The sequence below is a fragment of the Plantibacter sp. VKM Ac-2885 genome (assembly GCF_015351205.1).
Classification (GTDB): Bacteria; Actinomycetota; Actinomycetes; order Actinomycetales; family Microbacteriaceae; genus Plantibacter; species Plantibacter auratus.
Genome location: NZ_JADKSK010000002.1, coordinates 936,318 through 948,870, shown reverse-complemented (window position 1 = coordinate 948,870; position 12,553 = coordinate 936,318). Strand labels below are relative to the sequence as shown.

Sequence of the window (12,553 nt, the reverse complement as noted above, 5' to 3'; positions counted from 1 at the left end):
ACGGACAGCGCGCCGGTTCATGACGAGGGTCCGTCTGGGGCCATAAAGTAGCTGTCAGTCGGAGTTGCCGAGCAGGATGGCGGCTGCAAGGCAGGCGATCGTGGCAGAAACGGCGGCGAACATCCCGCCGAGCACGACGACGGTGAGGATGTTGCCTGCGATCACCACGATGAACGCACGAGGACGTTCTCCCCGCGCGCGGCGCCGCGTCGCGAGGTCGTTGAGCATTGCGGCTTCGAGTCTCTGAGATGCGCGCCAGGCTGCGGTGTGATCTGCGGTTGCGGTGCGGTTGCGGTCAGGCATCGTCTGCCTCATTCCCGAACACGTTCGGGCGACCGGCAGCTTCCCATTCTGCGTAGCTGTGTTCGCGCGCGACCGCGCACCAGCACGGCACACGGACCGTTTCTTGTGTTCGGGTGGTGACGAACACTTCAAAGTGCAGCGCTCCCGACAAGATCGGATCCGGCATCGGGCGAGGCGCGTTGGTCTGAGCTAGGCGTGTGGATGGCATGGGTTCCTCGAATCCTTTATGGCTGTTGATGCTGTAGACGCGCCTGAGCGCCTTCCGTGACGCCGTACCCAGCGGAAGCAGTCGTACGAGTGCCGTAGCCAGCGCCGAAGCGAAACACCCCTAGCGACCTCTGAGTCCGGATGACTCACCCATCATCAAGTTCTGGTGCGCGACCAAGATCTGACCGAAATTTGTTTCGAGAATCGAGAGAACGCAAGAACTGACTCCACGGCAAAACACTCGCGAAGTCGGTTCCAATCAGGTAGAAATGTCATACGAAAAGGGTTTCGAAACCTGGGAGTGGGTGTGGATGACACGGCCATGGCTTTAGCACGCTTAGGCACTCAGCGCAGAAAGCTCGTCGGCCAGATTCAGCGCGTGTGTGGCGGACTCGATCCCGAAGACCTCTTGTCCGAAGCGATACTGCGTCTAGCTGAGCGACTTGCGGACGGGATGCTGCTCCCCGACCACATCGAGGCATACGTCGTGCGCTCCGCGAAGAACCTTGCCGCCGACTACTTCCGATCTCCTCGGTCTCGTGAGCACTGCTTCGATCCCAGCGTCACGGAACATACGATGGTGTTCGCTCACCACGATGAGCCGCTCCATCACGACATTGAAACCGCTCAAGATCGGGCGTTGGTGCGCCGGGCGCTATCGAACCTTTCGCAACCCCAGCAGAGGTTGCTGATCGAAACTGCCGTGCACGATCGACGGCCCCGGGAACTCGTCGACGAGCTCGGTATCGCTTCCGCGGCAATCTCGACCGCAGCTCATCGTGCGCGAAAAGCCCTGTGCGCTGAAATTCTTCGCCTGATTCTGCTCCGCGGAGAACCAGGGTGTCACCCGCACGCCGCGAGGATCGCAGCCCGGCCGCATGCTCCTCCTCTGCACGCCGCTCGCCACCTGAGGGACTGCGCCACGTGCCGCAGCAACCTCGAGTTCTTCCACTCGCTGACGGTCATGATGCGCCGGTGACGGAGGACCGCCGTTGGGTGCTTCCGACAGGAAAGAAGGGAGCGTTCTCGAACAGTCGTCACAAAACGTGTCCGAACACGTCTGTGTCATGGGTGCGGTGGCCGTTCCCGTTTCAAGTACCCGTCCGGAGCGTCTGATGTTGCACCACGAAGCTGACCTGAGCGTGCTGTCTGACGCTGACTTGGTGCAGGCGACACGCGATGGGCACAGCAAGGCGTATGCGGAGCTCTGGCGGCGCTATGCCAGCTCGGGCCGCGCAGCAGCTCGATCGTTCACCACCAGCTTCGACCCGGACGATCTCGTCTCTGAAGCGTTCGTGCGAATTCTCCGTTCAATCCGAAGCGGCGGCGGCCCGACCACAGCGTTCCGGGCATACCTCGTCACCACGATCCGGAACGTTGCGATCTCCTGGCACCGCGCCACGACCGCCGACGCCCTTGAGGATGCCGACCTCTTGCCTGATCCGACCACCGAAGATGCTGCGGTGATGACCACCATCGACAAGGGACTGGTGGCTGAAGCCTTCAGCGCTCTCCCGGAACGATGGCAGCAGATCCTCTGGTACTCCGAGATGGAGGGTCTGAAACCACGTCAGATCGCTCCGCTGCTCGAGATGACCGCGAACTCGGTTTCCGCCCTCGCGCTTCGCGCCAGGGAAGGCCTTCGCAATGCCTGGATTCAAGCGCATCTCGGCAAGGCGGACGTCAGCCCTGAACATGCTCAGACGATCGGCAATCTCGGCGCCTACACCCGAGGAAAGCTGGGGAAGCGCGAGACCGCTGCAGTCGAGAAGCATCTCGCATCGTGTGCGTCCTGTACGCTCGTTGCTTCCGAAGCGAACCGTGTCGCGTCGGTCCTCCCATGGGCGCTACTGCCGCTGATCGGCGGATCGACGATCGCATCCTGGTTCGCCGCCCCCGCCCCGGCAAGCGCACACACCAGTCCCGAACGACATCGACGGTCGATCATCCTGCTCGCAGCGCTGGCGCTCGTGATCATCGGGGCCGGAACATACGCCGTCGCTGCGATCACCGAGGCCCCGTCGACACCGGCCGGATCTCGGATCGTGGGTGACGATGGGGGAACTGGAACGACACGGCCCACCGAACCCGTTCGACCCCCTGCCCCGACATCGGCGCCGACTCCGTCTCCCGGTCCGAGCCGATCCACCGGCCCGTCTACTCCCGGCAGGACACCGTCGCCCGACCGCGGTCCAGATAACGGCGAAGCTCTGGCTCCGGTCATCAGCAGGATCGACACTGGCGCGGGTGCGCAGGCTGGCCTGTGGTATCCGATCGTGTCGGGGACGGCTACGCCTGGTGCAACGGTGACGGTCAGCAATGGTGATGGTGCGCCCGTGAGCGTCATCGCTGGTTCGGACGGAGGGTGGTCGACCGGGCAGCTCACTGGGTTCCGCGATGGTGCGGGCGAGGTCGCCGCGTCCCAGACAACCCCTGAGGGCATCCGATCTGCAGCGTCGAGCGGCACCTTCTCGCTCACCGCGCCGGCTGTCCAGACGACCATTACCGGAGCACCACCCGCCGCTGACGGTACTGCGAGGTTCACCGTCACCGCGTCCGGCCCAGCTCGCTCGACGGTGCAGGTGTCCACCACCGGTGCCGGCTCCTGGGAAGTCGTTACGATGGAGGACGGACGATTCCGGTGGGAGCAGCAATACTCCTGGGGGGAGCCCGGATCGCACACCGTGCTGTTTCGGAACACCTCCGGCGAACGCTTCGGCCCGCCTCGATCAGCCACCATCACGGTTCCATAACCACCGGCTCATCTCGCCGCATCCTTCCGACTCGTCGATGTCCGACTTCGACTGGACGGATGCGCGGCGTATGCCGAGAAACTCGGCAGCGAGCGGGTCCGCGTTCGAAACTGGTCTGCAGACAAAATAAGGCGGGCGGCACGAACCCGATGTCGTACCGCCCGCCTGGGCTGAGATTCAGCCCCCGCGACCGCAGAACCCGATGACTGCGGTAGCGGAGCGAAGCCCTCATCAGCATCGTTGGCGGATGCTCCTACTGCTCCCGTTCAGCGGTGATGATGAGGTTGTCTGTGGATGGTGCCCCGTCGGGGCGTTGGAGACAGGTGATGACGACCAGGGTGTTCGGGGTGCCGGCCCAGATCTCACTCGTGGGAAGCTGCTCCTTCGAGAGGTGCTGGCTGCCAGTGACCCGGTAGGTCACGTCGTCGACGTCGATCGTGTCGCCAGCAACCAGACGCGCTTTCTCCTGCTCAACGTCGATGAGCGCGTTCCCGGGACCGTTTCCGCCGTTGCGCAGTGAATGCATGACGACGTAGACGGTTCCGAGGCCTGCTTCTTTCGGGGTGACACCGTAGTTCCTGATCAGGTAGGCGGAGGTGAACCCAGGCGGTGTCACGACGCCGTCAACAGCGTCGAGGGACCCGACGGGGACATCGAGTCCGACAGTGGACGCCACGAACCGGCCGTTGCCATCAGGCACCGCTGACGCGGCCGGATCCGGAACGGCGTCCGCTTCGTAGATGACGGGGTTGCCGTTCATGTCCTTCGGCCCTGGGGTGAACGCTCCGGTAGCGGCGAGGACGCCGGCCGTGAGCGCGAGGGCGGCGAGTGCGCCGCCGGCGATGAACCACCGTCGGCGCACTCGAGTGTCGATCTGTCGTTTCAACGCCTAGCTCCGCGACTGTCGGCGGGAGAACGACCAGGCCGCCCCCAACGCGATCATGAGCGCGAGCACCGCGGCACCGAATCCGCCCAGCCCAGTGACGCCGGCTGAGCTGCTGCCGCCGGTGTGGACGAGGAGTCCGGGCGGCACATCAGTCGTGGTTGTGCACGCACCCACCGCACAGGCCCCACCGGGTCCGGTCGGCACGACCGCATTCACGACCTTCCGATCACCGGTGTCCGGGCTGTTGACCGTCACCGAGTAGGTCACCGTGACGGCCTGTCCGACTGGCAGCGGGCCCGACCAGGACAGGTTCGGCGCCGTGAAGGCTGCCGCACCTGCAGTGGCTGTGACGTCACCGTTGTAGCTGGCGTCATCCAGCACCTGGGTCAGCGAGTCCCGGAACGATGCCGGTGCCGCGTCGGTGTAGGAGACGTTCCCGGTGTTGGTGACAGTCACCGTGTAGGTGATCGTCGAGCCCTGCACTGCGGACGTCGTCGACGCCTGCTTCGTCACCGAGTACGAACCCGCGGGCACCGTGCTCGTGCAGTTCGGATCCCCGACGCCTTCAACACAGTTCGAACCGGGCACGTTGGAGACGACGGTGTTCGCAAGGATCTTGTCGCCGGTATCCGGGCCGTTCACGGTCACCGTGTAGCTGATGGTGACGGTCGCGCCGACCGCAACTGGACCAGCCCAGGTGAGCGTGGGCGCGGTGTAGATGACCGCGCCGCCGGTGGCGGTGGCGTCGCCGTTGTAGTCGGCGTCGTCGAGGACCGCCGACAGGTCGTCGGTGAACGCTGCCGGCGCGTCGGTGGTGTAGTCCACCTGCCCGGTGTTCGTCGCGGTGATCGTGTACGTCACCGTCGCACCCGGCACGACCTCGGTCGTATCAGCGGTCTTCGTGAACGCGATCGACTGGACCGGCGTGTTCGTCACACACCCGCCCTCGGTCGCACACGCCCCACCAGGACCGGTCGGAGTGACCGCATTCGTGAGCACGTTGTCACCGGTGTTCGGCTGCTTCACCGTCACCGAGTACGTCACCGTGACGCTCTCACCGACCGGCAAAGCGCCCGACCACGACAAGGTCGGAGTGGTGAAAGACACCACGCCGGTGTTGTCGGACGCTGCGGCGTCGCCGTTGTAGGTCGCGTCGTCGAGCACCGCGGTGAGGTCGTCCGAGAACGATGCCGGCTTGTCGGTGGTGTACGCGATCTGACCGGTGTTGGTGACGGTCACGGTGTAGCTGAGTGACGAACCAGGCGTAACCGACTCGGACGACGCCGTCTTCTCCACGGAGAACGACCCGGAGGGGAGCTCCACGACGCATGCCGGGTCGGTGCTACCTGCCGGGCAGTTGCCGCCCGGCGTGTCCGACACGACGGTGTTCTCGAGTCGGGAGTCACCCGCGTCGGGGCTGTTCACCGTCACCGTGTAGGTGATGGTGGTCGTGGTTCCAACGGCGACCGGGCCGGCCCAAGAGAGGGTCGGTGCGGTGTAGGAGATGGAGCCGGTAGTTGCGGTGGCGTCGCCGTTATAGTCGGCGTCGTCGAGGACCGCCGACAGGTCGTCGGTGAACGCTGCCGGCGCGTCGGTGGTGTAGTCCACCTGCCCGGTGTTCGTCGCGGTGATCGTGTACGTCACCGTCGCACCCGGCACGACCTCGGTCGTATCAGCGGTCTTCGTGAACGCGATCGACTGGACCGGCGTGTTCGTCACACACCCGCCCTCGGTCGCACACGCCCCACCAGGACCGGTCGGAGTGACCGCATTCGTGAGCACGTTGTCACCGGTGTTCGGCTGCTTCACCGTCACCGAGTACGTCACCGTGACGCTCTCACCGACCGGCAAAGCGCCCGACCACGACAGGGTGTTGCCGGAAACAGTTGCCCCGGCCGTCGCGTCGTCGTTGTACGTGGCGTCGTCGAGGACCGCCGACAGGTCGTCCGAGAACGATGCCGGGGCCTCGGCCGTGTATGCGATCTGACCGGTGTTGGTGACGGTCACGGTGTAGGTGAGCACGGAACCGGGCGTTGCGGTCGGTGCCGATGCTGTCTTCTCGACCGTGAAGGACTGGACCTGTGTGGTCGTCGTGCAACTGCCTTCGGTCGTGCAGGTGCCGCCTGGAGTCGTTGGCGTGACCGTGTTCGTCAGGGTCTTGTCTCCTGTCCCTGCCGCGTTGACGGTGACCGTATACGTGACGGTGACCGGCGAACCGATCTCCAATGGTCCTGCCCATGACAGGGTCGGCGACGTGAAGCTCACCTCGCCGGCAGTTGCCGAGGCGTCCGCGTTGTACGTAGCGTCGTCCAGGACTGCGGACAGGTCGTCCGAGAACGACGCGGGCGCGTCAGCTGTGTATGCCGCAGTGCCGGTGTTCGTCACGGTGACCGTGTAGGTGACGGCCGTACCTGGGGTAGCGGTCTGGGCCGACGCGGTCTTCTCCACCGTGTAGGAACGCACGTTCGTTGTGGTCGTGCACTCCCCGGCGGTCGGGCAACGGCCGCCTGGGCTGGTGGGGACGACGGTGTTCGTGAGGGTCTTGTCGCCCGTGTCGGGGTTCTTGACGGTCACCGAGTAAGTGACGACCACGCTCTGACCGACCGGAAGGGCCCCGGACCAAGCCAGCGTGTTTCCGGACACAGTGGCACCAGCGGATGCGTCGTCGTTGTACGTGGCATCGTCGAGGACAGCGGTGAGGTCGTCGGAGAAGGACGCGGGGTCCGTCTCCGTGTAGGCCTGTTCACCGGTGTTCGTGACGGTCACGGTGTACGTGACGATGTCGCCAGGATTCACCACGTCCGTCGAGGCAGCCTTTTGGACCGTGTAGGAGCCGGAGGGGATCTGGACGATGCACGCAGGGTCGGTGTTTCCGGTCGGGCAGTTGTTGCCCGGCGTCGTCGAGGTCACTGCGTTATCGATCTGGGAATCGCCCGACGGCGGGTCGTTGACAGTGACCGAGTAGGTGACCGTGACCGTCTCGCCTGCGGCGACCGGGCCGGACCAGGACAGGGTCGGGCTGGTGAAGGACAACGCTCCTGCGGTTGCGGTCGCGTCGTCGTTCCAGCTTGCGTCGTCGAGCACGGCGGTGAGGTCGTCAGAGAACGACGCGGGATCGGCGGCGGTGTAGTCCACGGCGCCCGTGTTCTGCACCGTCACCGTGTAGGTGATCGTCTGGCCCGGAACGACATCGCTTTGGTCGGCGACCTTCGAAATGCGAAGTGCCTGCACCGGGGTGGTTGTCGAGCATCCGCCAGGCGTGGCACACGTGCCTCCGGTGCCGGTCGGGGTCACCGCATTGATGAGGGTCGCGTTGCCTTGACCGGGGGTCTTGGGAATGACGGAGTAGGTGATGGTCCGTGTTTGTCCGACCGCGAGTGTGCCGGCCCATGACAACGTGTTTCCGGTGACGGTTGCGCCCTCGGTGGCGTCGCCGGCGTAGGTTGCATCGTCGAGCACGTCGCTCAGGTCGTCAGTGAACGATGCCTGTCGCTGTCCGGCCGGGGCGCTTTCGTCGTAGGCCCAGGGTCCCGTGTTGGTCACGGTGACGGAGTAGGTGACGGGATCGCCGGGGGTCGTGACGGTCTTGTCGACGCTCTTTGCGACGGTGAAGGAGGGTTCGGAGGCGGCGATGGTGAGTGCGTAGTCCTCGACCTCACCAGGAGTCCCGGTACCGGTGGGTGTGGCCGTCGTCAGTTGTGTGCCGGAACCGATGCGGAACCGGGCGAATGAGGGGCCGGCGACGGTCTGGGCGGCGATGCCGGACCAGGTGAGTGTCACCGATGTGCCGTCGGGTGTTCCTGCAGGCACGGGCACTGAAGCGCCTTCGTTGGGTTCGAATGTTCCGTTGCGGTTGAAGTCGATCCATCCCACCAGGGTCGCCGGAGTACCCGGGACTTTGTTGGAGGTGAGGACTGACACCGAGTAGTTGCCGGTCCGCCCTGCAACGATCGGATCGAAGCTGGCCACGCCGTTCTCATCGTTGATGGACTGATTCGGAGCAGTTCCACTGACCTGGTTGTCGCCCGTTGCGTCGGCGCTGTACTGCATTCCCGCCTCAGCATCTTCTGACCAGCCGAGGTAGGTTGCTGCGTTCAGCTCGTGCGAGGCCGAGCCGTAGCTGTTCGGTGCATCACCGAAGTCGTCAGGGATCGTGGTGCACGAGGGGTTGAATCCGTCGATGCCTTCGCCGCCGCCCTGAGCTCGGTAGCCGCGGACGAGGATGTCGCTCGTTCCAGTGGTTCCTCCCGGCCCGCATCGCGGGGTCGGAGTCTGCAGGCCACCAGTGGTGTTGAAGTCCTGTCCAATCGTGATGACCGTCGGGGTGGCGGCCAGGTTCACTCGAAGCTCACCCGCTGAGGTGAAGGTCAGCGGTCGGCAGGTGATCTGCACAGACGATGGCCACCGGTCGACACCGTTGCCCACGAAGGTCGTGCCGGTGATCCGATGCACGAAAGTGTTTGCCGGGCAGACGCCGGTTTGGACGTTGCCGCGGCTCTGATCCCAGGTCGGCCCGGTGATCCACGTCGGATTCACGGTTGCGGTTGGGACGCCGGCGTTGCTGACGGTGATCGTTGAGCATTGGATGCTGAAACGGACCAGGATCGCGTTGGCACCGTTTGGCGCGACGTTCTGCCGGTTCTCGGTCTGCACGCCGGTGAGGATCGAGTTCGCCGGACACTCCGTCGGAGCAGTGATGTCCTTGTTCGATCCGACAGTGGCTGCTGCTGTCGACGGCCCCAGGTACAGCTGGGCAGCGTCGCCCGGTGCCGCAGTCGCCGGGGAAACTGGGAGGGCGAAGCTCGCCAGAGCCAGTGCGACCACGGTGGCAGCAGTTACTGCTGCGCTACGGGCGCGTGTAGGGCGAGACGTGTCACGCCGTCGCAAGGTGAGGAATTTCATCGGGTCCTCTCGGGGCCAGGTGTCATATCGGGTTTGAAGGCTTCCCAGGGACCCGTATCTCCACCGCGTAATCAACGCAGCAGCCGAGAACTCGTGAAGCTCAGTACCTCAGACGACTTCGTTCGAGTTTTATGACGCCCGTGTGCGACATCTTTTCGTTTTTCAGACACGCGCCTTCGACAAAGCACGGCGACGGTAGTCGCCGCTCGTATGCCGTCACGATTCACCCCGTGCGCCGTCTGAGGGGCTGAGCCCGCGACGAATGATCGTGGCACCACGCAGCGACGGAGACCGAACCATGAGCGCCCCTGAGACCGAGAATCAAACCAAAAGCGACCCGGCACTGGTGCAGGCCGGAGATCGAGTCATCGCCTCGTCGAGGCTCATCAGTCGCACGCAAGTCCTCATGGGAGAGGTCGTGCGCTCAGGAAGCCAACTTCGTCTAGGCGACCTAGTGCTCCGCGATGACCTCACGGGACCCAACCGATACGCCCGAATCATCGCCCATGAGCCACGCGTAGCTCGGCCTAGCCTTCCAAACCACGCTTGAGTCTCAGGCTCCCAAATACATGGCAGTGCCTTGCTCGCCGCGGGCACTTTCAGCGGCATAGACAGTCCAGCGGCGACGCGGCAGGGATTCGGTAATCCAGCATCAGTCCTGATGAACAACATTTCAAACCTCACCGCCCATCTCGGCCCACTTGGGGCCGTTGGCACGAAAGGAAGATCACTCACAATGAGCTTGGGAACCGTGACGCACCGCGTTGGACTGTTGAGCTCGCTCCTTGCGGCGACGATGTTGCTCGGCGGGTGTTCACCTCAACCAGCACCGACGCCGGACCCCCAGCAATCGAACCTCGTCGGCACGGCCGGCCTCGTGGACTTCGACGCTGGATACCTCAGCATCGGTAACGGACCGGCGATCGTCGATCTGTACCTCGACCCAATATGTCCCTACTGCAAGATCTTCGAGGCAAGCAACGGACAGTTCCTGTTCGACAAGGTCGACCGCAACAAAGCGACCCTCCGCATCCATCCGGTCGCCGTTCTAGACCGGCTGTCTAACGGCACGAACTATCCCACCCGCGCCGCAGCTGCCCTCGTCGACGTTGCAGCCAACCACCCCGGCAGCCTCCGCGACTACCTTTCGTCGCTCTACGAGCATCAGCCAGCCGAAAACACAGCCGGACTCAGTAACACGGAGCTGACCACGCTGGCGGAACAAGCTGGCGCGACGCTCAACTGGCACAGCTTGCAGAGCCAATACGAGCAGTGGATACACGAGCACACCGCACAGGCCCTCCAGGGACCACTCCCAACGACGGACGTCAGCGCGTTGCAACAGGTCCCGACAGCCATCGTGAGCGGCCGCCTCTGCACGGGAAACAGCGATCAAACCGCTCGCTTCGTTGCGTTTTACGCCACAAAGTCCGGTGTCCATCAGTGAGACAGGACCGCGGCTGGGTGCTCATCCATAATGACACCGAGTATCACCTGTCCGACAGCGTCACCATCCGATACGCCCGCAGGCGCATCGAGAAGTTCCACACCACCAATGAGCGCCCCTTTCCGCTCGCGTTCAGCCTGCCTGGAACCTCGACAGTGATCACCATCAACATCAACGAGAGCACCCGCGTCACCAGATAGCCCCGACACCTCAACGGATAACCAACCGAAGCGCGGCGTGGAGCGCATGGGAGTCGTCGTTGTAGCCAACCCCATAGGCGCGGCCTTCGACGCCGAACCGGATGGCCTGGCCTGGCCGGAGCCTGGACCAACGTCGAGGTCGCCAAGGTCGAAGAGGACCACTTCGACCAGGCACCCCGTCATGGGCAATGACGCTGCGGTTAGCAATCTGAATACCAAGCAGAACGACTCATCGCACCCGACGTCAGCCTTGGACGACCAACGGCCCCTGCAGTCCGCTGGGGTCCGCCACTCGCGAAGCTAGCCTGCAAGAGCAGTTACGAGGCATCCACCCGGGTGCCCACGACTGATCGGATCGGCATGCCAATAGACAAGCTCATGCTCACCGCGGAAGAGGCTGCAGAATCACTCGGAGTTGGCCGCTCCACGGTGTATGACCTGATGAGGTTGGGCCAGTTGTCGAGCGTCAAGATCGGGCGAGCGAGGCGCATCCCCGTCTCGGCACTTCATCGTTTCGCTCGTCAGCTCGCTGGCGAGGATGGAGCTTGAGCCAACGCGCCAATGGCGAGGGGTCGATCTACAAGCGCACCGACGGAAGATGGACCGGCGCCACCTACGTGCTGGCGCATGACGGATCGCAAAAGCGCCGACAGGTCTACGGTCGCACCAAGGCAGAGGTCGCAGCCAAGGTCCGTGACCTCATCACGCAGACGGACAGCGGCGTACCAACGGCAGTATCGGGTTGGACGATGCAGACATACGCAGCGCACTGGATACAACACGTCGCGCCGAACGCGCTCCGCCCGACGACACGTGCCAACTACGAGTGGATCCTCGGGAAGCACATTCTGCCCGCTCTCGGGACGAAGAAGCTCGAGCAGATCACGCCAGCGCACGTGCGCGAGATGCATACCGCCATAGCCCGCACAGGCGTTTCGGCGCACACCGTCCGGCTCGCCCACGCAGTGCTCCGGAGCATCCTCGCCGAAGCAGCCAGAGAACAACACATCGCTCGGAACGTCGCGTCGCTCGTCCGCGCACCGAAACTCGAAGACACGGAGGTCGAGCCGTGGACTGCCGAGGATGCCTCGGCCTTCCTCAACTCCAGTCGGGAGTCACAGTTCGCCGAGATTTATGCCCTGGCGCTTACCCTCGGCATGCGAAGAGGTGAACTCCTGGGCCTTCGTTGGGTGGACGTCAACGCTGAACGTACAGAGCTCCGCGTTCGCCAGACAGCACATCGTGCCGGCGCCGGGCAGGGCATGAGTATCGGCCCAACCAAGACGAAGCGCTCAAGACGAACACTCCCCCTGCCCGATCTCGCCGCCGATGCACTGAAACGGCGACTGGCGATCCAAGAAGGCGAACGCCGGGCCGCAGGACCCGCATGGAACGACACCGGGCTGGTCTTCACAACGAAGATCGGGACACCGATCGAACCCAGCAATCTGCGCCGAACCTTCGACAAGGACATCGCGGCCGCGGGTGTCCGCCGCATCCGCTTTCACGACATGCGCCACACCTGCGCATCCTTGCTCCTCTCGCAGGGTGTGCAGATGCGGGTCGTCATGGAAATCCTTGGACACTCGAACATGGCGATCACCTCCGACATCTACTCACACGTCGCGCCAGCGACCCTGAAGAGCGCTTCTGCGGCGATGAACTCCGCACTCGACGCCCGGGGTCCGAGCCTCAACTGACCGCTGTCGTGCGCCGCGGTTCGCCGGCGTCCGCGGGCGTTGCTGTCAGCCGTTGCTGTCAGCGTTGCTGTCAATCGGGCCGAAAACCACACCTGACCACCAAAGCTGGGACACAACCGCGGACGGAATGAGGCAAGAAAATAGCCGCTGACCTG

The 12,553-nt window shown here is 64.2% G+C and carries 9 protein-coding genes; 6 read left to right on the top strand and 3 right to left on the bottom strand.

Annotation, left to right across the window (positions count from 1 at the left end; genetic code table 11):
• Positions 1 to 54 precede the first annotated feature (54 nt).
• The gene (locus ITJ66_RS16905; protein ID WP_194645384.1) at positions 55 to 228 is read right to left on the bottom strand and encodes a hypothetical protein; all 174 of its coding nucleotides are present in this window, start codon (positions 226 to 228) and stop codon (positions 55 to 57) included.
• A 589-nt stretch (positions 229 to 817) separates the two neighbouring features.
• On the opposite strand from ITJ66_RS16905, the gene ITJ66_RS16900 reads away from it, so the two are divergent.
• Both ITJ66_RS16900 and ITJ66_RS16895 read left to right on the top strand, forming a co-directional pair.
• Entirely contained in the window at positions 818 to 1,489 is a 672-nt protein-coding gene (locus tag ITJ66_RS16900; RefSeq protein ID WP_370582693.1) for a sigma-70 family RNA polymerase sigma factor, read from the top strand.
• 13 nt (positions 1,490 to 1,502) lie between these two features.
• A complete protein-coding gene (locus tag ITJ66_RS16895) occupies positions 1,503 to 3,263 on the top strand; it encodes a sigma-70 family RNA polymerase sigma factor (RefSeq protein WP_194645382.1) in 1,761 nt (586 codons plus the stop codon).
• A gap of 253 nt (positions 3,264 to 3,516) precedes the next feature.
• On the opposite strand, the gene ITJ66_RS16890 is transcribed toward ITJ66_RS16895, so the two are convergent.
• Both ITJ66_RS16890 and ITJ66_RS16885 read right to left on the bottom strand, forming a co-directional pair.
• Positions 3,517 to 4,149, bottom strand: coding sequence for a class F sortase (locus ITJ66_RS16890; RefSeq protein WP_194645381.1), 633 nt, complete (start codon positions 4,147 to 4,149; stop codon positions 3,517 to 3,519).
• 3 nt (positions 4,150 to 4,152) lie between these two features.
• On the bottom strand, positions 4,153 to 8,802 hold the full coding sequence (locus ITJ66_RS16885) for a GEVED domain-containing protein (RefSeq protein WP_370582692.1): 4,650 nt from the start codon (positions 8,800 to 8,802) through the stop codon (positions 4,153 to 4,155).
• A gap of 910 nt (positions 8,803 to 9,712) precedes the next feature.
• On the opposite strand from ITJ66_RS16885, the gene ITJ66_RS16880 reads away from it, so the two are divergent.
• From ITJ66_RS16880 to xerC, 4 genes are all read left to right on the top strand, one after another.
• A complete protein-coding gene (locus tag ITJ66_RS16880) occupies positions 9,713 to 10,498 on the top strand; it encodes a DsbA family protein (protein ID WP_194645379.1) in 786 nt (261 codons plus the stop codon).
• Entirely contained in the window at positions 10,495 to 10,698 is a 204-nt protein-coding gene (locus ITJ66_RS16875; RefSeq protein WP_194645378.1) for a hypothetical protein, read from the top strand. Before ITJ66_RS16880 ends, ITJ66_RS16875 begins: the two co-directional genes overlap by 4 nt.
• Before the next feature lie 360 nt (positions 10,699 to 11,058).
• Positions 11,059 to 11,247 carry a helix-turn-helix domain-containing protein gene (locus tag ITJ66_RS20050; protein ID WP_370582691.1) on the top strand — a complete coding sequence of 63 codons (189 nt, stop codon included), beginning with the start codon at positions 11,059 to 11,061 and terminating at the stop codon, positions 11,245 to 11,247.
• Entirely contained in the window at positions 11,244 to 12,398 is a 1,155-nt protein-coding gene (gene xerC, locus ITJ66_RS16865) for a tyrosine recombinase XerC (RefSeq protein WP_194645377.1), read from the top strand. The genes ITJ66_RS20050 and xerC overlap by 4 nt, the downstream gene beginning before the upstream one ends.
• Positions 12,399 to 12,553: the final 155 nt, after the last annotated feature.

What these genes read in the sequence shown, in the direction of transcription:
- ITJ66_RS16905 (WP_194645384.1), bottom strand. Translation starts at nt 228, where the DNA reads ATGCTCAACGACCTCGCGACGCGGCGCCGCGCGCGGGGAGAACGTCCT.
- ITJ66_RS16880 (WP_194645379.1), top strand. Translation starts at nt 9,713, where the DNA reads ATGAACAACATTTCAAACCTCACCGCCCATCTCGGCCCACTTGGGGCC.
- ITJ66_RS20050 (WP_370582691.1), top strand. Translation starts at nt 11,059, where the DNA reads ATGCCAATAGACAAGCTCATGCTCACCGCGGAAGAGGCTGCAGAATCA.